22 protein-coding genes and 1 riboswitch are annotated in these 20,791 nt (G+C 70.9%); of the genes, 10 read left to right on the forward strand and 12 right to left on the reverse strand.

Annotated features, from left to right (window positions below; translation table 11 throughout):
• The first annotated feature begins 54 nt into the window (after nt 1–54).
• A complete protein-coding gene (locus OHT51_RS31010; RefSeq protein ID WP_328882204.1) occupies nt 55–1,050 on the forward strand; it encodes a 2-hydroxyacid dehydrogenase in 996 nt (331 codons plus the stop codon).
• On the opposite strand, the gene OHT51_RS31015 is transcribed toward OHT51_RS31010, so the two are convergent.
• Together OHT51_RS31015 and OHT51_RS43410 are read right to left on the reverse strand one after the other, a co-directional pair.
• The gene (locus tag OHT51_RS31015; RefSeq protein ID WP_328882205.1) at nt 1,002–2,882 is read right to left on the reverse strand and encodes an anthranilate synthase family protein; all 1,881 of its coding nucleotides are present in this window, start codon (nt 2,880–2,882) and stop codon (nt 1,002–1,004) included. The genes OHT51_RS31010 and OHT51_RS31015 overlap by 49 nt on opposite strands.
• Before the next feature lie 118 nt (nt 2,883–3,000).
• Complete coding sequence (locus OHT51_RS43410) at nt 3,001–3,057, reverse strand: trp operon leader peptide (RefSeq protein WP_071528813.1); 57 nt, start codon at nt 3,055–3,057, stop codon at nt 3,001–3,003.
• 103 nt (nt 3,058–3,160) lie between these two features.
• Here OHT51_RS43410 and OHT51_RS31020 point away from each other — a divergent pair, with 103 nt between their 5' ends.
• Both OHT51_RS31020 and OHT51_RS31025 read left to right on the forward strand, forming a co-directional pair.
• Nucleotides 3,161–4,513: a class II 3-deoxy-7-phosphoheptulonate synthase gene (locus OHT51_RS31020; RefSeq protein ID WP_328882206.1), complete on the forward strand. Its 1,353-nt coding sequence runs from the start codon at nt 3,161–3,163 to the stop codon at nt 4,511–4,513.
• A 143-nt stretch (nt 4,514–4,656) separates the two neighbouring features.
• The gene (locus OHT51_RS31025; RefSeq protein WP_328884504.1) at nt 4,657–4,890 is read left to right on the forward strand and encodes a (2Fe-2S)-binding protein; all 234 of its coding nucleotides are present in this window, start codon (nt 4,657–4,659) and stop codon (nt 4,888–4,890) included.
• Here OHT51_RS31025 and bfr read toward each other — a convergent pair.
• The gene (gene bfr, locus OHT51_RS31030; RefSeq protein WP_328882207.1) at nt 4,887–5,363 is read right to left on the reverse strand and encodes a bacterioferritin; all 477 of its coding nucleotides are present in this window, start codon (nt 5,361–5,363) and stop codon (nt 4,887–4,889) included. The two genes, OHT51_RS31025 and bfr, sit on opposite strands and share 4 nt — an antisense overlap.
• A gap of 176 nt (nt 5,364–5,539) precedes the next feature.
• Here bfr and OHT51_RS31035 point away from each other — a divergent pair, with 176 nt between their 5' ends.
• On the forward strand, nt 5,540–6,172 hold the full coding sequence (locus OHT51_RS31035) for a sulfite oxidase-like oxidoreductase (protein ID WP_328882208.1): 633 nt from the start codon (nt 5,540–5,542) through the stop codon (nt 6,170–6,172).
• 24 nt (nt 6,173–6,196) lie between these two features.
• Here OHT51_RS31035 and OHT51_RS31040 read toward each other — a convergent pair whose 3' ends face one another.
• The 6 genes from OHT51_RS31040 to thiO form a co-directional block, all read right to left on the reverse strand.
• The gene (locus OHT51_RS31040) at nt 6,197–6,673 is read right to left on the reverse strand and encodes a DUF4396 domain-containing protein (RefSeq protein WP_328882209.1); all 477 of its coding nucleotides are present in this window, start codon (nt 6,671–6,673) and stop codon (nt 6,197–6,199) included.
• Between the two features lie 125 nt (nt 6,674–6,798).
• A complete protein-coding gene (locus OHT51_RS31045) occupies nt 6,799–7,692 on the reverse strand; it encodes a deoxyribonuclease IV (protein ID WP_328882210.1) in 894 nt (297 codons plus the stop codon).
• A 72-nt stretch (nt 7,693–7,764) separates the two neighbouring features.
• Nucleotides 7,765–9,705: a Stk1 family PASTA domain-containing Ser/Thr kinase gene (gene pknB, locus OHT51_RS31050; protein WP_328882211.1), complete on the reverse strand. Its 1,941-nt coding sequence runs from the start codon at nt 9,703–9,705 to the stop codon at nt 7,765–7,767.
• Nucleotides 9,706–9,848: 143 nt separating this feature from the next.
• Nucleotides 9,849–10,643 carry a thiazole synthase gene (locus OHT51_RS31055; protein ID WP_328882212.1) on the reverse strand — a complete coding sequence of 265 codons (795 nt, stop codon included), beginning with the start codon at nt 10,641–10,643 and terminating at the stop codon, nt 9,849–9,851.
• A 3-nt stretch (nt 10,644–10,646) separates the two neighbouring features.
• The gene (gene thiS, locus OHT51_RS31060; protein ID WP_328882213.1) at nt 10,647–10,859 is read right to left on the reverse strand and encodes a sulfur carrier protein ThiS; all 213 of its coding nucleotides are present in this window, start codon (nt 10,857–10,859) and stop codon (nt 10,647–10,649) included.
• Nucleotides 10,856–12,022: a glycine oxidase ThiO gene (thiO, locus tag OHT51_RS31065; RefSeq protein WP_328882214.1), complete on the reverse strand. Its 1,167-nt coding sequence runs from the start codon at nt 12,020–12,022 to the stop codon at nt 10,856–10,858. Before thiO ends, thiS begins: the two co-directional genes overlap by 4 nt.
• A riboswitch (TPP riboswitch) is annotated at nt 12,020–12,131 on the reverse strand. Its footprint overlaps the gene before it by 3 nt.
• A 52-nt stretch (nt 12,132–12,183) precedes the next feature.
• Here thiO and OHT51_RS31070 point away from each other — a divergent pair.
• The 6 genes from OHT51_RS31070 to OHT51_RS31095 all read left to right on the forward strand — a co-directional run bounded on the left by OHT51_RS31070 (nt 12,184) and on the right by OHT51_RS31095 (nt 17,526).
• Nucleotides 12,184–12,558: a hypothetical protein gene (locus tag OHT51_RS31070; RefSeq protein ID WP_328882215.1), complete on the forward strand. Its 375-nt coding sequence runs from the start codon at nt 12,184–12,186 to the stop codon at nt 12,556–12,558.
• A 32-nt stretch (nt 12,559–12,590) separates the two neighbouring features.
• Nucleotides 12,591–13,820 carry an NAD(P)/FAD-dependent oxidoreductase gene (locus tag OHT51_RS31075; protein WP_328882216.1) on the forward strand — a complete coding sequence of 410 codons (1,230 nt, stop codon included), beginning with the start codon at nt 12,591–12,593 and terminating at the stop codon, nt 13,818–13,820.
• A 76-nt stretch (nt 13,821–13,896) separates the two neighbouring features.
• Nucleotides 13,897–14,262, forward strand: a complete 366-nt coding sequence (locus OHT51_RS31080) for an Rv2175c family DNA-binding protein (RefSeq protein WP_328882217.1) — start codon at nt 13,897–13,899, stop codon at nt 14,260–14,262.
• A 522-nt stretch (nt 14,263–14,784) separates the two neighbouring features.
• A complete protein-coding gene (gene thiE / locus OHT51_RS31085) occupies nt 14,785–15,447 on the forward strand; it encodes a thiamine phosphate synthase (protein ID WP_328882218.1) in 663 nt (220 codons plus the stop codon).
• A gap of 135 nt (nt 15,448–15,582) precedes the next feature.
• Nucleotides 15,583–16,506 carry a methylenetetrahydrofolate reductase [NAD(P)H] gene (metF, locus tag OHT51_RS31090; protein WP_328882219.1) on the forward strand — a complete coding sequence of 308 codons (924 nt, stop codon included), beginning with the start codon at nt 15,583–15,585 and terminating at the stop codon, nt 16,504–16,506.
• Nucleotides 16,507–16,563: 57 nt separating this feature from the next.
• Entirely contained in the window at nt 16,564–17,526 is a 963-nt protein-coding gene (locus OHT51_RS31095) for an SCO2102 family sporulation regulator (RefSeq protein WP_328882220.1), read from the forward strand.
• A gap of 30 nt (nt 17,527–17,556) precedes the next feature.
• On the opposite strand, the gene OHT51_RS31100 is transcribed toward OHT51_RS31095, so the two are convergent.
• The 3 genes from OHT51_RS31100 to OHT51_RS31110 all read right to left on the reverse strand — a co-directional run bounded on the left by OHT51_RS31100 (nt 17,557) and on the right by OHT51_RS31110 (nt 20,779).
• Nucleotides 17,557–19,071, reverse strand: coding sequence for a phytoene desaturase family protein (locus OHT51_RS31100; RefSeq protein ID WP_328882221.1), 1,515 nt, complete (start codon nt 19,069–19,071; stop codon nt 17,557–17,559).
• A gap of 68 nt (nt 19,072–19,139) precedes the next feature.
• Nucleotides 19,140–19,754, reverse strand: coding sequence for a DUF4126 domain-containing protein (locus OHT51_RS31105; RefSeq protein WP_328882222.1), 615 nt, complete (start codon nt 19,752–19,754; stop codon nt 19,140–19,142).
• Between the two features lie 395 nt (nt 19,755–20,149).
• On the reverse strand, nt 20,150–20,779 hold the full coding sequence (locus OHT51_RS31110; RefSeq protein WP_328882223.1) for a TetR/AcrR family transcriptional regulator: 630 nt from the start codon (nt 20,777–20,779) through the stop codon (nt 20,150–20,152).
• Nucleotides 20,780–20,791 lie beyond the last annotated feature (12 nt).

The raw sequence follows: 20,791 nt of genomic DNA on the forward strand, positions 1-20,791 counted from the left end.
ACGTGGGGTTGTGGGCCGTATATTCGGCCCACAACCCCACGAAAGGGAGCCGTCTTGGAGATCATGGCCTTCGGTGTCCAGGCCGACGAGAAGCCGTTGATCGAGCAGGCCTTCCGGGGTCACCACGAGGTCCGCTGCCTGGACGTCTTCCTCAACGGGGACACCGCCCCCATCGCCACCGGCCACGAGGTCGTCTGCACCAGCGTCAACTGCGACCTCGGCGACCGCGTCCTGGGGACCCTCGCGGCCGGCGGGACCCGGATGGTCGCCCAGCGCTCCACCGGCTTCAACAACATCGACCTCAAGGTCGCCGAGCGCCTCGGCATGACGGTCGCGCGGGTCTCGTACTACTCGCCCCACGCCGTGGCCGAGTTCGCCTGGACCCTCGCCCTGGCGGTCAACCGCCGCATCGTCCGCGCCTCCACACGCACCCGTGACTTCGACTTCCGCCTCGACGGCCTGATGGGCCGCGACATGCACGGCCGCACCGCCGGCGTCCTCGGTACCGGAAAGATCGGCGAGGCGTTCACGCGGATCGCCCACGGTTTCGGCATGAACCTCCTCGGCTGGGACGTCGCCGAGAACCCCGCCTGCATGCAGCTCGGCATGCGCTACGTCTCCAAGGACCAGCTCCTGGCCGAGTCCGACCTGGTCAGCCTGCACGTCCCGCTGATGCCGGAGACCTTGCACCTGATCGACGCGGACGCCCTGAAGGCGATGAAGGACGACGCCGTCCTGGTCAACTCCAGCCGCGGCGGCCTCATCGACACCGCGGCCCTCGTCGCCGAGCTGCGCGAGGGCCGCTTCACGGGCGTCGGCCTCGACGTGTACGAGGCGGAGGCCGGGCTGTTCTTCCTCGACAAGTCCCTCCAGGCGATCGAGGACGACACCCTGGCCCGCCTCGTCACCTTCCCGAACGTCCTGGTCACCTCCCACCAGGCGTACTACACCCAGGACGCCGTCGGCCAGATCGTCGAGACCACGCTGAACAACGTTCTCGACTACACGGCAGGCCGACGCTCCGAGAACGTGCTGGTCCCGCGCAGCTGACCCACCAGCTCCCGTACGACGGCGGCGCCGTTCAGCGTCAGGACCGACTCCGGGTGGAACTGCACGCCCGCGAAGCCGGGCCCGCGCACCGCATGCACCTCCCCGTTGCCGGCCCGGCTGACCTCGACGCCGTGCGCGGTGAGCTCCTGGAGGGCCTCGTCGTCGCAGCGCGCCACGAAGCTGTTGTAGAAACCGACCGTCTCCGGCCGCCCGAACAGCTCGATCGTCGTCTGCGCGCCCTGGTACGGCACTTCCTTGCGTACGATCTCCAGCCCCAGCTCGGCCGCGATCAGCTCGTGCCCGAGGCAGACGCCGAGCACACCGTGCCGGTGCTTGCCGATGACCTCGGCGGTCAGCTCCCGCAGGAACCGCATCTTCGGGTCGGCGAGATCCGAGGGGTCGCCGGGGCCGGGGCCGAGCACGACCGGTCCCTCGTGCGCGAGTACCGCCTCCCGCAGACCGGGCTCGTCGTAGCGCCGCACGGTCACCTCCAGGCCGCTCGACCGCAGCACATGCGCGAGCATCGCCGTGAAGGTGTCCTCCCCGTCGACGACCAGGGCGTGACCGCTCAGCTCGGCGGACGGCTCCTGCATCCGCAGCCAGAAGGGCGCGAGCGACGCCCGGCGCCCGTCGAGCGCGGCACGCACGCGTGGATCGTCGGCCAGGCGGGGCCGTACGGACTCCTCGCGCGGCCTTCCCGGCCGTACGCCCAGAGCCGCCAGTACGCCCGCCGCCTTGGCGTGGGTCTCCGCGACCTCGCTCGCCGGGTCCGACCCCCGCACCAGCGTGGCACCGACCGGCACCCGCAGCCGTCCGGCCGCGTCGATGTCGGCGGTGCGGATCAGGATGGGGGAGTCGAGGGTCTGGGCGCCGCCGGAGTCCTGGCCGAGCAGCGCCAGTGCCCCCGCGTAGTAGCCGCGCCCGCCGACCTCGTGCCGCTCGATGACCCGGCAGGCGTTCTGCACGGGCGAGCCGGTGACGGTGGCCGCGAACATGGTCTCCTTGAGGACCTCCCGTACATCCAGCGAGGACTTCCCGCGCAGCTCGTACTCGGTGTGCGCGAGGTGCGCCATCTCCTTCAGCCGGGGCCCGACGACCACGCCGCCCATGTCACCGACGGTGCACATCATCTTGAGCTCCTCGTCGACGACCATCGACAGCTCCTCGATCTCCTTGCCGTCGGCGAGGAAGTTCAGCAGGTGCCCGGGCGTCGGCCCCTCGGCGGGGTAGCGGTACGTCCCGCTGATCGGGTTCATGGTCACGGTCCCGCCGGACATCCGGACGTGCACCTCGGGGCTCGCCCCGACCAGCGTCCGCTCCCCGGTGTGCACGACGAACGTCCAGTACGCGCCCCGCTCGCCCTCCAGCAGCCGCCGGAACAGCGCGAGCGCGTCGGCGCGTCCGAACCCCGGGATCTCACCCTCGTACGTCCGCCGGATCACGAAGTTCGCGCCCTCGCCCTGCCCGATCTCCTCGCGCAGCACCCGCCCGACGATCTCGCCGTACTCCTCGTCGCCGACGTCGAAACCGCCGCCCTCGACCCGCACGTCGTGCGTGGGGAGCTGCGCCAGGGCGTCGGCGAGCGGGATCTCGTACCTCTCCTCGGGGATCAGCACCGACAGCGGCGTGCCGTCGTCACGCACTTCGAAGCCGCGCTCGCGGATCTGCCGGAAGGGGACCAGCGCCAGGCCCTCGGCGGGGAGGTCGGCCAGTCTGTCGTAGGCGCCGACCGGGCCGATCATGACCTCGACGGTCTCGTGATCGTGGCCCGGGGTGCGGCGGCGCAGCAGGGCGAACGGGCGGGGGTCGTCCGGCAAGCCGAGCAGGTTCATGGGTCCGTGCTCCTTCTCCGTGGATCAGCTGATCAGTGGATTCGGTGGAGAGGAACGACCCGGAAAACGCCGAAGGCCGCCCCTCGGGCGGCCTTCGCGAAGTCTGTCGTACGCGCAGTCAGTGGGCCGCCGGATGAGCGGTCCACCACCAGTTCTGGGTCGAGTGCGCGAACATGCGAGGCACCTTATCCCATGCCGGGTGTCCGAGTCGTGTACCCCGTGTCTCAATTGCTGGGCATGGGGCAGGACGCCCTACCCGACCCCGTAATGTTGAGGTCGTGACCGTGAACGCTAAGACCAGCGCGAGCGCTGGCAACACCTGGCGAAACCTGCCCGCGGCGCAGCAGCCCGAGTACCCCGACACCGAGGCTCTGCGCGCAGTCGTTGCGGACCTCGAGTCGTATCCGCCGCTCGTCTTTGCGGGCGAGTGCGATCAGCTGCGCGCCCGGATGGCGGCCGTCGCCAAGGGAGAGGCGTTCCTCCTCCAGGGCGGCGACTGCGCCGAGGCCTTCGACGCGGTGTCCGCAGACCAGATCCGCAACAAGCTCAAGACGCTGCTCCAGATGGGCGCCGTGCTGACGTACGCCGCGTCCGTCCCCGTGGTGAAGGTCGGCCGCATCGCCGGCCAGTACTCCAAGCCGCGCTCCAAGGGCACCGAGACCCGCGACGGCGTGACCCTGCCGACGTACCGCGGCGACTCGGTCAACGGCTTCGACTTCAACGAGGCCGCCCGCATCCCGGACCCCGAGCGCCTGAAGCGGATGTACAACGCGTCCGCCTCCACGCTCAACCTGGTGCGCGCCTTCACCACCGGCGGTTACGCCGACCTGCGCCAGGTGCACGCCTGGAACCAGGACTTCGTGAAGTCGTCCCCGTCCGGCCAGCGCTACGAGCAGCTCGCCCGCGAGATCGACCAGGCGCTGAACTTCATGCACGCCTGCGGGGCCGACCCGGAGGAGTTCAAGACGGTCGAGTTCTACTCCTCGCACGAGGCGCTGCTGCTCGACTACGAGTCCGCGCTGACCAGGGTCGACTCGCGCACCGGGCAGCTGTACGACGTCTCCGCCCACATGGTGTGGATCGGTGAGCGCACCCGGCAGCTGGATCACGCGCACGTGGAGTTCGCCTCCAAGATCCGCAACCCGATCGGCATCAAGCTCGGCCCGACCACGACGGCCGAGGAGGCGCTGCAGTACATCGAGCGCCTGGACCCCGAGCGCGAGCCGGGCCGGCTGACCTTCATCGTCCGGATGGGCGCCGACAAGGTCCGCGACAAGCTCCCCGAGCTGGTCGAGAAGGTCACCGCCTCGGGTGCCACCGTGGCCTGGGTGACCGACCCGATGCACGGCAACACCTTCGAGGCGGCCTCCGGTCACAAGACCCGCCGCTTCGACGACGTGCTCGACGAGGTCAAGGGCTTCTTCGAGGTCCACAAGGCCCTCGGCACCCACCCGGGCGGCATCCACGTGGAGCTCACCGGCGACGATGTCACCGAGTGCGTGGGCGGCGGTGACGAGATCTTCGTCGACGATCTGCACCAGCGCTACGAGACGGCCTGCGACCCGCGGCTCAACCGCAGCCAGTCGCTTGACCTGGCGTTCCTCGTCGCGGAGATGTACAGGGACCAGTAGCCGGTTCGGTTGTTACATGCAAAGAGGTGGGGCGCGGATCACATACGATCCGCGCCCCACCCCACTTTTACGGTTCCTGTGTGACGGGTAAGGTTAGGTTAGCCTCACCGATCAAGGGGATGGCGCATCGATCCCGCCGGGAGGTGAACCGCGTGTACGTCTGCAGCTGCTTCGGCATCACCGAGCAGCAGGTCAAGAAGCACGCGGAGGGCGGTGCCTGCACTCCCCGCCAGATAGCTTCGGCCTGCAAGGCCGGCACGGACTGCGGCTCGTGTGTGCGCCGGATCCAGGCGCTCCTGGGCAGGGGTGCCTGCCCGCGCCGGGAGCTGGCCGACCAGGGCGAGCCCTTGCTCGCCGATCTTGAGGACGCGGCCTAGCTCGGCTGCTCGATCTGCTGCGCGAGGTAGAGGGCCTCACCGAGCTTCTCGATGAGTTCCAGCTGGGTGTCCAGGTAGTCGATGTGGTGCTCCTCGTCCTCGAGGATCGACTCGAAGATGTTCGCGGATGTGATGTCGCCCTTGGTGCGCATCACCTCGATGCCGCGCTTGAGGCGGTCGATCGCCTCGACCTCGACCTGGCGGTCCGCCTGGAACATCTCGGTGACCGTCTGGCCGACCCGCACGTGGAACAGCCGCTGGTAATTGGGCAGGCCGTCCAGCATGAGGATGCGCTCGGTGAGCTTGTCCGCGTGCTTCATCTCATCGATGGACTCTTCACGCGTGTACTTGGCGAGCTTGGTCCAGCCTTTGTTGTCCTGGATCCGGTAGTGCAGCCAGTACTGGTTGATCGCCGTGAGCTCGCCGGTCAGCTGCTCGTTGAGGAATTCGAGGACCTCGGGGTCGCCCTGCATCGCAGAGGCTCCTTCCACGCGTGGTAACTGGCGGGTTGCGCCGCATGATTCCACCGCTGAAGAAGATCGTCCAGTAAGTCTTCACTTAGTAAGTAAGTGCATGCTTAGTCCAGTTTGCGGTGGATTGCGGAGGGGTGTGGTCGGGTGCACTGCCCCCGGTCTGTCAGGATGGAGACATGGGTCAGCCGGCAGAGCGCGAAGGTGGAGCAGCAGCACACGCCGAGCTTCCGCCGGGACAGCGAGTGCAGCGCGGCTGGCCGGTCACGCACTACGGCCCGGTCCCCAAGTTCCGTCCCGAACGCTGGGAGTTCAGGGTGTTCGGGGCCACCGCCGACGGCGAGAAGCACTGCTGGACCCACGAGGAGTTCACGGCTCTGCCGTACAAGACCGTCGTCGCCGATCTGCACTGCGTCACGAAGTTCAGCATGCTCGGCGCGGAGTGGGGCGGCATCCCGGCCCGTACGATCCTCGACATCGCCCCGCCCGCCCCGGCCGTCACGCATGTGATGGTGTGGGCCGAGTACGGCTTCAGCTCCAACCTGCGCCTTGCCGACTTCGCCTCCGATCTCGCGATCTTCGCGACCCACAAGGACGGCGAACTGCTCACGGCGGAGCACGGATTCCCCCTCCGTCTGGTCGTCCCCCATCTGTACGCCTGGAAGGGGCCGAAGTGGGTCCGGGGGGTGGAGTACATGACCGCCGACCGGCGCGGGTTCTGGGAGGAGCGCGGCTACCACAACCTCGGGGACCCGTGGAAGGAACAGCGGTACTCGTACCAGGAGGAGCCCGGGGACGGGCCTGAGCTGTGACCTTCGGTGGTCGTACCGGGGCCTTCAGTGGTGGTACTGGTGCACCACCGCATGCCCCTTGCCGCGGCCGATCATCCACTTGTTGACCGGGGTCGTCAGAACGAAGGCGACGGTCAGTGCGATCGCCAGCACCCACCAGAACAGGGGGTCGGCGAGCTCGGCGTCCATGGCGCCGGGCCACAGCACGATCACACCGTTGTCGACCAGCTCCATCACGGCGATGGACAGGGTGTCCGCGGCCAGCGCCACCTTGAGCGCGGCACGCAGGTCGACGCCCGCCTTCAGCACCCCGCGCAGGGTGAGTGCGTAGCCGAAGAAGAAGGCGAGGGCGATCGCCAGGATCAGCGTCGGTACGGTGCTCCAGCCGAGCGCCGTGCCGATCACCATGCCCAGCACTTCGCCGATGGCACAGCCGGTGAGGCAGTGCAGGGTGGCCCGAATCGCCATCCCCCATGTGCTGGTGGCGGCCATCTCGTGGTGAGCGTGCGCCTCGTGCTGCATGAGTGCCCCCAATGCCAGGTCACGGTTCCTGTACCGAGCAGGAACCGTATACCCCCCAGGGGTATTCCCAACCCTGTGCTTTTCTGTCCTGCTCCTGCTCCTGCTCCTGCTCCTGCCGGGTCGGGTTACGCGTCGCGAAGCTTCTTCAGCCGCTCCACGTCCGCCGCGTGCCCTTCCTTCCCGCCCGGTGTCTCGATGATCAGCGGTACGCCCTCCGTGGCCGGGTGCGTCATCAGTGCCCGGAACGGGTCCTCGCCGATGTGACCTGCGCCGATGTTCTCGTGCCGGTCCTTGTGGGCGCCGACGACGTCCTTGGAGTCATTGGCGTGGATCAGCTTCAGGCGGCCCTCGCCGACGGTGTCCACCAGCAGGTCGAGCGTCTGGTGCATGCCGGACGGGCCGGTCAGGTCATGGCCGGCGGCGAAGATATGGCAGGTGTCCAGGCACACGCCCAGCTTCGGATGGGCGTCCAGCGCCTCGAAGTACGGCCCGAAGTCCCAGGTCCGCGAGCAGAGTGAGGAACCCTGCCCGGCCGTGGACTCCAGCAGCAGGAAAGGGTCGTCGTCGTGGGTCAGCTCGTCGAGGAGCGGCAGCATGTGCTCGCGTACCTGCTTGAGCGCCACGGTCCGCTCCCGGCCGCCGGTCGCGCTGCCCGTGTGCACGACCACGCCCAGCGCCCCGATCTCCCGCCCGCGCCGGAGCGAGTGCCGCAGCGACTCCACCGACTTCTTGACCGTCGCCTCGGTGTGCGAGCCGAAGTTGATCAGATACGGCGCATGCACATACGCCGGGATCGACTCGGCCTCGCACACCGCGCGGAACTCCTCGTCCTGCCGCGGGTTCCCCGCCGGCGTGGCCCAGCCGCGTGGGTTGGCGACGAAGACCTGGACCGTCTCGGCCTTGAGGTCGTGGGCGTAGGTGAGCCCGACGGAACTGAGGCCGCCGGCCACGGGGATGTGGCCGCCGACGGGGTTGCGGGAGGGGCCCGAGAGGGCGGTGCCGGACTGCTGACTTCTCACCCGTTCAGGGTGTCATGCGGCCCCGCCCGCCCGATCACCGGCCGATGACGAGCCGGATGTGGAGAGCGCCCGTCACCGGATGGTGATCGTGATCGTCGACCCCTTCGGTGCCGTCTTCCCGCCCTTCACGGACTGCTTCTTGACCGTGTCGCCGAACAGTCCGAGCAGGCCGCGGTCCTCGTCGACCTGGAAGCCGGCCGACTCCAGCGCGGTCGTGGCGTCGTCGACGCTGTCACCGACCACGTCCGGGACCTCGATCATCTCGGGGCCCTTGGACAGCGTCAGCGTCACGGTGTCGCCCTCGGCGGCCTGCTTGCCCTCCGTCGGCGACTGCTGGGCGACCTGGCCCGCGTCGAACTCGGAGTTGACCCGCGCGGGGGCGATCTTCACCTTCAAACCGGCCTCCTCCAGCTCGGCCCTCGCGTCGGCCGGGGTCGAGCCGGTGACGTCGGGGACGTCCACCGGGCTGCCCTTGCTGACGGTGAGCTCGATCGCGGCACCGGAGCGGACCTTGGTGCCGGTCCCGGGGGTCGAGGAGATCACGGAGCCCCTGGTGACGTCGTCGTTGAACTCCCGGATCACCCTGCCCGGCTCCAGGCCGCTCTCCTTCAGCTCGCTCTTCGCCTTGTCCAGCGGGTAGCCCTGGAGGTCGGGCACCTTCACGGTTTGCGGTCCCAGCGAGATGACCAGACTCACGGAGTCGTTGTGCCGGATGCGGGCGCCCGTGTCCGGGTCCGTGCTGATGACGGTGCCGCGCTTGACGGTGTCGCTGAACGCGCGCTCGACCTTGCCGACGTCGAGCCCGGAGTCCTCCAGCCGGTCCCGGGCCTGCGCCTCGGTCTTGGACAGCAGCGGCGGGACCTCGGTGAACTGGCCGGAGTTGATGTACCAGATGCCGACACCGAGGCCCAGGGCCAGCAGTACGGCGGCGACGACGACGAGCGGCCCGCGCGGGGCGCGCGACGTCCGTGACCGGCGCCGGGGCGGCGGGGGCGGCGACTCCAGCCGGCTGGTCCTGTTGAAGACGGCCTCGCGCTCCGGCTCGTCCTCGTTCACGGGCAGCGGCCGCTGGATGTTCAACGCGCGCGGGATCACGCTCGTACGGTCGTCGGCGTTGCTGTGCTCCGCCGTGAGCGCCTGCGGCGGCACCGCGTCCAGCTGCTCCGCGCTCAGCGCGGCGCGCGTGTCCCGGGCCTGCGCGAGCAGCGCCACGGCGTCGTACGGACGGATGTCCGGGTTGCGCGCGGTGGCCGACGCGACCAGCTCGTCGAGCTCGTACGCCAGCCCCGGCGCGATCGCCGAGGGCGGCGGGACGTCCTCGTGCAGGTGCTTGTAGAGCACCACGGCGGGGGAGTCCCCGTCGTGCGGCTTGTCGCCGGTGAGCATCTCGTAGAGCACGACACCGCACGCGTACACGTCGACACGGGCGTCGGCGGCGCCCGGCTGCTCTATCTGCTCGGGCGCGAGATAGGAGACGGTGCCCAGCACGGCACCGGTGGTGCTGGTCACGGTGTCCACGGACCGCACGAGCCCGAAGTCGGCGACCTTGACCCGGCCGTCGTCCCCTATGAGGACGTTCTCCGGCTTCATGTCCCGGTGCACGAACCCGGCGCGGTGCGCGGCGCCGAGCGCGGCCAGCACCGGCTCAAGGATGTCGAGGGCGGCGCGGGGCTGCAGTGCCCCGCGCTCGCGCAGCACGTCGCGCAGGGTGCAGCCCGCGACGTATTCCATGGCGAGATAGACGTACGACCCGTCGGTGCCCTGGTCGAAGACCTGCACCACGTTCGGGTGCGCCAACCGGGCGACGGACTTCGCCTCCCGGATGAACCGGTCGACGAACACCCCGTCGACCGCCAGCGCGGGATGCATCACCTTGAGCGCGAGCACACGGTCGAGGCGGGTGTCCACGGCCCGGTAGACCGTGGCCATCCCGCCGACCGCGATCCTCGCGTCCACGCGATAGCGGCCGTCGAGCACCTGCCCGACCAGAGGGTCTTGAAGGGTCGTATCCACGCAGGTGAGTGTACGAGCCGACACCGGCACGCCTCTCGGTTCGGCCGGGATCGGGGCGGGACTGAAGCTGACCTGTGACGGACGCCTCGCTGGCCGAAGACTTTCCATCGAACGTGCGTTCAGAACCGCTTTCGGAACTGCTTTCAGAACGCGGGCCGCTCCGGGTCCAGCCTCGCCAGGCCCTCGACCGGCGACGACGCCTCCGCGAAGTGCCGCATCGGAATCCTCCCCGCCCGGTGGGCCAGCCTCCCCGCCTCCACCGCATGCCGCATCGCGTCGGCCATCAGCACCGGCTCCTGGGCCCGCGTCACCGCTGAGGCGAGCATCACACCCGCGCACCCCAGTTCCATCGCGAGCGCCGCGTCCGACGCCGTACCGGCTCCCGCGTCCAGAATCACCGGCACGCGCGCGTGCTCCGTGATCAGCTGGAAGTTGTGCGGATTGCGGATGCCGAGGCCCGAACCGATCGGCGACCCCAACGGCATGATCGCCGCACAGCCGACGTCCTCCAGCTTCCGCGCCAGCACAGGATCGTCATTGGTGTACGGCAGCACGGTGAACCCGTCGTCCACCAGCGTCTCGGCAGCGTCAAGGAGCTCGATCGGGTCCGGCAGCAGCGTCCGCTCGTCGGCGATGACCTCCAGCTTGATCAGATCCGTACCGAGTGCCTCGCGCGCGAGGCGGGCCGTCAGTACGGCCTCTCCCGCCGTGAAGCACCCCGCCGTGTTCGGCAGCACCCGGATCCCGAGCTTCTCCAGCACCGAGAGCACCGAGCCGTGCACCGACGCGTTCACCCGCCGCATCGCGACCGTCGTCAGCTCCGTCCCGGACGCCACCAGCGCCCGCTCCAGCACGTCCAGGCTGGGCGCTCCGCCCGTGCCCATGATCAGACGGGACGAGAAGGAGTTGCCCCCGATGACAAAGGGATCGTCGGCCATGGTTCAGCCTCCTTGGACGGCGGTCAGGACCTCGACACGGTCCCCCTCGGAGAGGGACGTCGACGGCCACTGCGTGCGCGGGACGACGGTTTCGTTGAGGGCGGCGGCCACTCCGGAGGGCGCCGCGGTGAGGGACTTCACGAGCGTGTCGAGAGCCGTGCCCGGCTCGATCTGCCGACGCTCGCCGTTGACCGAGATGGTGACCGGGACGCTCATGCGGGCTGCTCCGTGAGTGCGGCGGCGCCGAAGCGCCTGGGGGTGAAGGCGCGGGCCTCGTCCGGGAGCTCACCGGTGGCCAGGACATGCGCCATGACGTCGCCGGTGACCGGCGTGAGCAGCACGCCGTTGCGGTAGTGCCCGGTGGCCAGCGACAGCCCGACCAGCTCGGTCGGGCCGAGCAGCGGCGCGTTGTCGGGGGAGCCCGGGCGCAGGCCGGCCCGCGTCTCGGTGAGCGGCAGTTCGGTGATGCCCGGCACCAGCTCGTGCGCGTCGCGCAGCAGCTCGTACACGCCGCCCGCGGTCACCGTGGTGTCCCAGCCCAGCTCCTCGCTCGTCGCCCCCACGACCAGCTCCCCGCTCTCGCGCGGCACCAGATACACCTGGCTGCCCCGCACCACGGCGCGCACGGTCCGGCTCAGGAACGGCGCGTACCGCTGCGGCACCGTCAGCCGCAGCACCTGTCCCTTCACGGGGCGCACGGGCGGCAGTACGTCGTCCGGGACCCCGGGCAGACGCCCGCTGAGGCTCCCGGCCGCGAGGACGACGTGGCCCGCGCGCAGCTCGGTGCCGTCCGCCGTGGTGACTCCGGCGGCCCGGTCCCGGACGACGTCGAAGCGCTCGGCCCAGGCCCGGTGGAAGACCACCCCGGCCCGCTCGCACGCGGCCACCAGCGCCCCGGACAGCCGCCGCGGGTCGATCTGGTGGTCGCCGTCCACCCGCAGCCCGCCGCGCACGCCCGGCGCGAGCATCGGCTCCAGGCGCCTGCACTCCCGCCCGGACAGCCACTCGGAGTTCAGGCCGGACTGGCGTTGCAGGGCGTGCAGGTCGCGCAGATGGGCGCGGTCGTCCGCGTCCAGCGCGACGGCGAGCGTGCCGCACCGGCGGTAGCCGAGGTCATGGCCGGTCAGGTCGGTCAGCTCGGCCGCGAAGTCCGGATAGCGGCGGGCCGAGGCCAGGTTCAGGCCGAGCAGGGTCTGCTCGCCGTAGTGCAGTTCCGTGACGGCGGCCAGCATCCCGGCCGCCACCTGGGCGGCTCCGCCACCCGGCTCGGGGTCCACGACAGCCGTCGTGAACCCGCGCTGCGCGGCCCGCCACGCGGTGACCAGGCCGATGATGCCGCCCCCGATGACGAGGACGTCTGAGGTTCGCGTACGCGACATGGGCGTCCAGCCCCTCCCTTCGCCGGCATGACCCGGATCAGGTTCGTACGGTCGGAGGCCGCCAGCCTCCCTCTCAGCCCGGTGCGTCCGGGCTCCCGCGAGTGCTCTACGTTGGCCACCCTAGCCCGCCGTCCGAAGTCTCAGTAAGGGAGCCCGCGCCCATGCCCCGCTCGCTCGACGGTCTCGTCCTGGCCCCGGTCGCGGACCAGGCCCCAGGTCAGGTGGGTACACGCACCCGGTTCGCGTACCACGAGAAGGACGGCGAGATCTGGGCCGAGTACACGGGCGGCGACGTCGTACGCGGCCATCTCGTGGGCACCAGGGAAAACGACCGGCTGGACTTCCGGTACGTGCAGCTCAAGCAGGACGGCACGACGTCGTCGGGGCACTGTGTGTCGACGGTGGTCGAGCTGCCCGACGGGCGGGTGCGGCTGGAGGAGACCTGGGAATGGGAGTCGCAGACGGGCAGCGGGACCAGCGTGGTGGAGCAGCTTCCGGTCGAGGTTGTGCAGCAGGTCACTGAGCACGCCCCCTGACTGACAAATAGTCAGTTGTCTATGGTGATCAGGTGAGCGAGCAGACGCAGCAACGGGGCACGTCAGCGGCACGCCGTGTGGTCGTGGCCGGCGCGGGCATGGCCGGCGTACAGACGGCGGTCGCCCTGCGGGAACAGGGTTTCACCGGCACCGTCACACTGATCGGCGCCGAGCCCCACCAGCCGTACGACAGGCCGCCCCTGTCCAAGGCCGTGCTGCTCGGCAAGGCCGAGGGCTCCGCCTTCGACGTCGACTTCGAGGCGCTCGGCGTCGAACTCCAGCTGGGGCGCGAGGTGCTGGGCGTGCGCCCCGCCGAACACCAGCTGGACACCGAGGCCGGGCCCGTCCCGTACGACGTCCTCGTCCTCGCCACCGGCGCCGAACCGATCCGGCTGCCGGGCGCGGAGGGCGTGCCCGGCGTGCATCTGCTGCGCACCCTGGACGACGCCGAGCGGCTGCGGCCGGTGCTGGCCCGGCAGCACGACATCGTGGTCGTCGGCGCGGGCTGGATCGGCGCGGAGTTCGCCACGGCCGCGCGCGAGGCGGGCTGCGCGGTGACGGTCGTGGAGGCGGCCGAGCGGCCGCTCGCGGGTGCCCTGCCCGCGGAGGTGGCGGCCCCGATGACCGCCTGGTACGAGGACAGCGGGACGGTGCTGCGTACGCACGCGCGCGTGGAGCGCGTCGAGCCCGGCGAGGTGATCCTCGACGACGGCTCGTGGGTGCCCGCCGGCGCGGTCGTGGTCGGCATCGGGGCTCGGCCCGCCACGGCCTGGCTGGCGGGCTCGGGCATCGAGCTCGGAGCACAGGGCGACGTCGTGGCCGACGAGAGCCTGCGCACGTCCGTGCCGGACGTCTACGCGGTCGGCGACTGCGCCTCCTTCCCGTCGGGGCGGTACGGCGCGCGCCTCCTGGTCCACCACTGGGACAACGCCCTCCAGGGCCCGCGCACGGTCGCCGCGAACATCCTCGGCGAGAGCTCCGCGATCTACGACCCCGTGCCGTACTTCTGGTCCGAGCAGTTCGGCCGCTTCGTCCAGTACGCCGGCCATCACGCCGCCGCCGATACGCTTCTGTGGCGCGGCGATCCGTCGGGCCCCGCCTGGACCGTCTGCTGGCTGCGGGGTGACCGGCTCGTCGCCCTGCTGGCGGTGGGCCGGCCGAGGGATCTGGCGCAGGGCCGACGGCTGATCGAGGCGGGCACGCCGGTGAACGCGGAGCTGCTGAAGGATCCGGGACGGCCGATGAAAGCCGCGGTGGCGTAGCACGTCACCCCAACAGGTCCTCCCATGCGGACCGGCCTGGCTTCCGACTGTCAGTGGCAGATGGCAGGCTTGTTCCGTGACCGAGATTGACGCAAAAACCGATGCTCTCGTCCCCGCCTGGCTCACCCTCCCCGACATCGCCGAAATGTTCGGCGTCGAGGTGACCCGCGTCCGGCAGCTGGTCAAGGACGGCCAGCTCATCGCCGTACGCCGTGGTGAGAACCGCGCACTGCACGTCCCCGCCGCCTTCATCGACGGGGACAAGGTCGTCAAGGGTCTGTCCGGGACCCTGACGCTCCTGCGGGATGACGGCTTCACGGACGAAGAGATGCTGGAGTGGCTCTTCACCCCCGACGACAGCCTGCCCGGCACCCCCGCGCAGGCCCTCAGTGAGAATCGCGGCACGGAGGTGAAGCGCCGCGCCCAGGCGCTCGCCGTCTGAGTCCGAACCCACCGATCCGAACACCGTCCGGCGCACGGGCCACGGCCGCGCCCCGTTGCGGCCCGGAGCCGGGATCGGGACACGCGTGGCGCACGGTGGGAAGTGACGGGGGCGGCGGGGAGAACCTGCCGCTCCCGTTCCCGCTCGGGGCCGGGGGTCGGGCTCATGGGCCACCGGCGCGACGGCGTCTCCGTAAGCGCGGAGGCTTCGGCCGTCCGGTCGGCATGGGTCGGCCGGGCATGCCCCGTCGGCCGGTGCCGGACTGAGGTCGAGGCCGCCGCAGGAGGGGCGCCGTCCCCGGGCTCGAAGCAGGACGTCCCCGGGCGGGAAGTAGGGCGTCCCGGGGCACGAAGCAGGGCTCGCCCGCACCGGCGGCCGGGTCCGGTGCCACCCCGCCCCGGCCCACCACGCCCCACCACACCCCACCGCTCCGCGACGTCGCGCCCAGCTCCGGCTACCGTGCCACCGTCCGGCACCCGCCCGACGTCACCCGTCCGGCAACCCGACCACAGGGGGCACCGTATGTCCGACACCGTCACCGCAGGCACCGCCCGCGCCCAGCTCGCCGATGCCCGGCTCTACCTCTGCACCGGCGCCCGCAAGCAGCAGGGCGACCTCGCGGAGTTCCTGGACGCCGTGCTGGCGGGGGGCGTCGACATCGTGCAGTTGCGGGACAAGGGCATGGAGGCGGCCGAGGAACTCGAGCACCTGAAGGTCTTCGCCGACGCCTGCGCCCGGCACGGCAAGCTCCTCGCGGTCAACGACCGTGCCGACGTGGCCCATGCCGCCGGCGCCGACGTCCTGCACCTCGGCCAGGGCGACCTCCCCGTACCCGCGGCCCGCGCGATCCTCGGCGGTGACGTCCTCATCGGCCGCTCCACGCACTCCGAGTCCGAGGCCTCCGCGGCCGCCGTCCAGGAGGGCGTCGACTACTTCTGCACCGGCCCCTGCTGGCCGACCCCCACCAAGCCCGGCCGCCACGCCCCCGGTCTCGACCTGGTCCGGCACACAGCCGCCCTCGGCACCGACCGCCCCTGGTTCGCCATCGGCGGCATCGACCTCGCCAACCTCGACCAGGTGCTGGAGGCGGGCGCCCGCCGTGTCGTCGTCGTACGGGCGATCACGGAGGCGGACGACCCGGGCGCGGCGGCGGCGGAGTTCGCCAAGCGGCTGCGGCAGGGGTAGTGCCCCGCCCGCCCTGGTGGGCACCCGGCCCCGGATTTCCTGACGTTTGTCCAAGGCGTGGACAACAACCCGGCAAATCGGGCAAATGTCCTGCGTCCGGTTGGGGGACCGGGGCCCCCTGACTAACCTGCGAGTATGGCCCTCGGCACCGCATCCATCAGATCGGACCACGCTCGTACCGTGCGCGAGATGCTCGCGACCGGAAAGACGACGTACTCCTTCGAGTTCTACGCGCCCAAGACCCCGAAGGGCGAGCGGAACCTGTGGAACGCGCTGCGCCGGGTCGAGGCCGTAGGACCCGACTTCGTCTCCGTGACCTATGGCGCGGGCGGTTCCACCCGCGCGGGCACGGTCAAGGCGACCGAGGCGATCGCCTCGGACACCACGCTCACCCCGATCGCCCACCTCACCGCCGTCGACCACTCGGTGGCGGACCTGCGCAACATCATCGGGCAGTACGCCGACGCCGGGATCCGCAACATGCTCGCCCTGCGCGGCGACCCGCCCGGTGACCCGCTGGGCGACTGGGTGCGGCATCCGCAGGGCCTCACCTACGCCGCCGAACTCGTCGAACTGATCAAGGCCTCCGGCGACTTCTGCGTGGGCGTGGCGGCCTTCCCCGCGATGCACCCGCGCTCCGCCGACTGGGAGGCGGACGTCGGTCACTTCGTCGACAAGTGCCGCGCGGGCGCGGACTACGCGATCACGCAGATGTTCTTCGAACCGGAGGACTACCTGCGTTTGCGCGACCGGGTGTCGGCCGCGGGCTGCGACACCCCGATCATCCCGGAGATCATGCCGATCGCCAGCGTAAAGACGCTGGAACGCATTCCCTCCCTCACCAACGCCGTCTTCCCGGCCGCCCTGAAAGAGCGGATCCTCACAGCCAAGGACGATCCCGCGGCTGTACGCTCCATTGGCATCGAGTTCGCCACGGAGTTCTGCGCGCGGCTGCTGGCCGAGGGAGTGCCCGGACTGCACTTCATCACGCTCAACAACTCCACAGCTACCTTGGAAATCTACGAAAGCCTGGGCCTGCACCACCCACCGCAGGCCTAGACCGGCCGTCCTGATATACGTCACACTGCGTAGGCGGCCACTGGGAGAGGGGCGTACATGGGCTGGACGGTCCTCTACATCGCATTCGGCGTCGTCGCGCTGTGGCTGCTGGGCGAGGTGCTGCTGCAGTACAAGGCGCGGCTGCGCTGGCGGCTGCTCGCCTTCGTCGGGTTCCTCGGCGTCGTGGTCGGGGTGCTGATTCCTTCCGTCATCGTCATCGGTCTGGGCGCGGCAGCGTTCGCGGTCGGCCAGACCTACGTCACGCTGTCGTTCCGCCGCGGCTTCTCGGCCGGCTGGGCGGTCTCCGCGCCGGCCCTGGGCCCGCTGGCCGCCGCCAAGCGCCGCCGCGGTGAGCCCGACCGCCAGGAACCGACCCTCGAGGTCTCCGACCTGGAGGCGGCCGAGGGCGGCTACGCGGACAATGACGCCAAGTACGGCCACGACGGCGTCGGTTACGGCGACGACTACGACCGCGACGACGTGTTCACCCCGTCACGCACAGCTCAGCCCACTGCCGCGGAGACGACCTCCGTCTATGAACCGCAGCCCCTGCCGGACGACACGGGCTCCTACGGCATATACGGCGGCGACCCCGCCTACGCCGCCGCCGACCAGAACTACGCGGCCACCGGCCAGCAGCAGGACCAGTACGCGACGGCCGACCAGAGCTACGCGTACGACGGCTACACCGGCTACGACCAGCAGCAGTACGGCTACGACGCCACCGGCCAGCAGCAGTACGCCGCGTACTCCGACCCGTACATCGGCACCCAGACCTACGGCGGCGCCTCCTACGACGCCTATGGCCAGCAGCAGTACGGCCAGCAGGGCTACACCCAGGACCAGTACGCCACCGGCACCTATGGCGGCGAGACACCGTCCGGCGGCGTCTGGGTCCCGCAGCAGCGCACCGACGAGGCGTACGGCGGCGAACTCCCGCCCGAGCAGCAGTACCCGTACCAGGGCGACGGCCAGCAGCAGGGGCACGGGCAGGGGTACGACGAGCAGTACCGTTTCTGACGGCCACGCCCGGCGCGGCTCACGCCCGGGTCACTGAGAGCCCCGGAACTCGGGCCCCTCCACGATCAGTCCCGCCACCAGCGCGCCCGACATGCCGGCGTGGGGGAGCCCGCCGCCCGGGTGGGACCAGCCGCCGACCGTGAACAGGCCGGATACGGCCGTGCTGTTGGACGCGTGCAGCAGACGCCCCTCCGCCGCGGCCAGCGCGGGTGCCGGAACCGCTCCGCCCTCCGCGCCGGTCTCCGCCGCGATGGCGGCCGGCGTACGCACCTCGTGCCAGAGGAGCCGGTCACGCAGGTCCGGGACGGCACGCTCCGCGACCGTGATCAGGTCCTCGGCGTGCCGGGCGAAGGCCTCCGATTCCGCCCCGCTCCAGTCAGGCTGTGCCGGCACCGTCGAAGTGAGCGTGATCGCCTCATGCCCGGGGTCCGGAACCAGCCCCGGGTCGTCGGGCCGCAGGACGGTGACCGTGGCCCGGGCGGCCGTGCCCCCCGCCGTCCCGAACAGGGCGTCCAACTCGGCCTCACGGTCCTCTGCGTGCACCACAGTTCGGTGCGCCGCGCCTTCCGGCCGGGCCCCGCGCAGCGCCAGCAGCACCGTCAGACGGCTCGCCGCCCCGCGCTGGGGCGCGACCTCGCCCTCGCCGCGTGGCGCCGTGCCCCGGACGAGGCGGTCCAGCACCCCGGGGGCGACCCCGGAGACCACGAAGTCGGCCTCCACCACCGAACCGTCGGCCAACTCCAGCCCTGCCGCCCGGCCGTCCTTCTCCAGCACCCCGGAGACCTCCGCGCCGAAGCTGAACTCGACCTTCCGGGCCACGCACCGCTCGTACACCGCCCGCGCCAACTCCCTTATGCCGCCCCGCACATACCAGATCCCGAACGCGTGCTCCAGGTACGGCAGCACCGCCGCGCTCGCCGGGGTCTCGCGCGGATCCAGGCCGTACGCGAGCGCGTGGCTCTCCAGCAGGGCGACGAGCCGAGGGTCGCGCAGCTCCCAGGCGCCGACCTCGGCGAGGGTGCCGGCCCGGCGGGTGCGCAGGAACCGCTTGTGGGGGACCGCAGGGTAGGGCTCGCGCTCGGCCAGTACCTGCCAGTTCGGCCACAGGGGCTCTTCCAGCAGCGGTCTGCGCGTGCGGTCCCAGGCTTCGCGGGCGCGGACCAGGAAGTCGCCCCACCGGCCGCCCGTACCGGCGCCCAGCGCTTCGTCGAGGGCTGTCACGATGCCCGCGCGCGACGCGTTCGGCAGACTGACCCCGGTGCCGTCCGCGAAGACATGCCGCGCGGACGGGTCGACCTGGACCAGCTCGACGCACGCCTCCAGGGGCGCCTTGCCGGTCTTGACGAACAGATCGCGGTACACGGCGGGGAGGGGGAGCAGCCCCGGGCCCGTGTCGAACCCGAAGCCGTCGCGCTCGAAGCGGCGCACCGCTCCGCCGTACGTCTCCGTACGCTCGTACACCGCCACCCGGTGGCCCGCGACGGCGAGCCGGGCAGCGGCCGCCATCGCGCCCAGCCCGGCGCCGATCACCGCAATCCTTGCCATGCGTGGGACTTTATCGGCCGCCACTGACAACGGCTTCCTGACCTCGGGCGCAAGCGCAGGCGAGGGCCTCAGCCGGGCCGTTGACCCACCGCCTGGGCGAGCCGCTTCTCTGCCCGGCGCTCCGCCCTGCGGCGCAGGAAGCGTCGGATCCGGGAGACCAGGAAGAGGAGCAGCAGCAGCCCGGCGAGCAGCAGGACGCCCGAGATGACCGCCGCGGCGACGGGATAGAAGATCGCGAGGGTGATGAGGACGCCGACCCCGAGGTCCTCGGCGAGGCTCACCACGATGTTGCTGAACGGCTCCGGCGAGGTGTTGACCGCCATCCGCGTGCCCGCCTTGACCAGGTGGCTCAGCAGCGCCGTGGAACCGCCGACCGCGCCCGCCGCCAGCTCGGGCAGCGACCCGCTCTGACCGGCGAGCAGCGCTGCCACGACCGCGCCCGCCACCGGCCGGATCACGGTGTGCACCGAGTCCCAGGCCGAGTCCACGTACGGGATCTTGTCGGCGACGGCCTCGCACAGGAACAGCACGCCGGCCGCGATCAGTACGTCGGGACGTTGCAGCGCCTCGGGCACCTCGTCGCTCAGCCCTGTCGCACCGAACACGCCGAGCAGCAGGACCACGGCGTAGGAGTTGACGCCGCTGGCCCAGCCGCTGGTGAAGATCAAGGGAAGTATGGACACGGACGCGATCGTAACCAGTCGGCAACGGCGGGGCTTGGGGATGAGTGCGCAGTTCTGAGTACGCGTACCTAGTCGGTGAGTTGAGTACGCGCGCGGATGGGGCCCGGCCTGCCGGAACGAGAGAGTGGGGGCACGGAGAAGGGGATCGGCTCCGGCACCGGCGACACGGGGCGCCGGAATCGGAGCGGGCCCCGGATCCGCTCCTTCCGCCGGCCCGGCGTCGGCGGGAGCGAGACGGGGGACCCGGGGGAACGGCCGGACGGGGGTCCAGCGGGGGACACGGGGGAGTACGGGGGAAACGGGGGAGCACGAGAGGGCGCCGGTTCGACAGTGGCCCGCGGGGGACGCGGCCACCGTCGGACCGGCGCTTTCGTGTGCGTACGACGCCTGTCGCGTCAGTGGCGCCCGCTCACCCGGCCCTGCAACAGCCGGGACAGCGCCGAGTGCACGTCGTCCAGGGAGCGTTCCGGCTGGAACGACTTCCAGTCCAGCGCCGCCACCAGGACCATGCCGACCAGGGCGGCGGCAGTCAGCTGGACGTCGATCTCCTCGCTGAACTCGCCGTTGTCCACGCCCTCGCGCAGCACGCCCTCGACGACCGCCACGGCCTGCTGCCGGACCACCATCAGCGTGGACTGCCAGGCCCGGTTCGTCCGCCACAGCTCGGCGACGTAGAGCTGGGTGAAGGACGGGTAGCGGTCGATGAAGACCAGCCCCGCGCGGATCATCGCGTCCAGGGCGTCCACCTTGCTGCCGCCGTCCCGCGCGGTCTTTTCCGCCGCCTCCCGCAGGGACGCGGTGAGGAGTTCGACTCCGTGGCGCAGAAGCTCCTCGAAGAGGACCGACTTGCTGGCGAAGTTGTAGTAGACCGTGCCTTTCGCCACCCCGGCCCGTTCGGCGATCTCGTCAACGGTGGTGGCGGAGAAACCCTGTTCGGCGATGAGCGTGACGGCCGCCTCGTAGAGCTTCTGCCGGGTGGCCTCACGGCGCGTGCTGCCGCCCGACGCGGCGTTGCTGCTTTCCATGGGCCTGATTGT

The sequence above is a fragment of the Streptomyces sp. NBC_00299 genome, assembly GCF_036173045.1.
Classification (GTDB): Bacteria; Actinomycetota; Actinomycetes; order Streptomycetales; family Streptomycetaceae; genus Streptomyces; species Streptomyces machairae.

Excerpts from the sequence above, each read along its gene's own strand:
- OHT51_RS31015 (WP_328882205.1), bottom strand. The coding sequence starts at position 2,882 with ATGAACCTGCTCGGCTTGCCGGACGACCCCCGCCCGTTCGCCCTGCTG.
- bfr (WP_328882207.1), bottom strand. The coding sequence starts at position 5,363 with ATGCAGGGCGACCCCGAGGTCCTCGAATTCCTCAACGAGCAGCTGACC.
- OHT51_RS31035 (WP_328882208.1), top strand. The coding sequence starts at position 5,540 with ATGGGTCAGCCGGCAGAGCGCGAAGGTGGAGCAGCAGCACACGCCGAG.
- OHT51_RS31040 (WP_328882209.1), bottom strand. The coding sequence starts at position 6,673 with ATGCAGCACGAGGCGCACGCTCACCACGAGATGGCCGCCACCAGCACA.
- OHT51_RS31055 (WP_328882212.1), bottom strand. The coding sequence starts at position 10,643 with ATGGCCGACGATCCCTTTGTCATCGGGGGCAACTCCTTCTCGTCCCGT.
- thiS (WP_328882213.1), bottom strand. The coding sequence starts at position 10,859 with ATGAGCGTCCCGGTCACCATCTCGGTCAACGGCGAGCGTCGGCAGATC.
- thiO (WP_328882214.1), bottom strand. The coding sequence starts at position 12,022 with ATGTCGCGTACGCGAACCTCAGACGTCCTCGTCATCGGGGGCGGCATC.
- OHT51_RS31070 (WP_328882215.1), top strand. The coding sequence starts at position 12,184 with ATGCCCCGCTCGCTCGACGGTCTCGTCCTGGCCCCGGTCGCGGACCAG.
- thiE (WP_328882218.1), top strand. The coding sequence starts at position 14,785 with ATGTCCGACACCGTCACCGCAGGCACCGCCCGCGCCCAGCTCGCCGAT.
- metF (WP_328882219.1), top strand. The coding sequence starts at position 15,583 with ATGGCCCTCGGCACCGCATCCATCAGATCGGACCACGCTCGTACCGTG.
- OHT51_RS31095 (WP_328882220.1), top strand. The coding sequence starts at position 16,564 with ATGGGCTGGACGGTCCTCTACATCGCATTCGGCGTCGTCGCGCTGTGG.
- OHT51_RS31100 (WP_328882221.1), bottom strand. The coding sequence starts at position 19,071 with ATGGCAAGGATTGCGGTGATCGGCGCCGGGCTGGGCGCGATGGCGGCC.
- OHT51_RS31110 (WP_328882223.1), bottom strand. The coding sequence starts at position 20,779 with ATGGAAAGCAGCAACGCCGCGTCGGGCGGCAGCACGCGCCGTGAGGCC.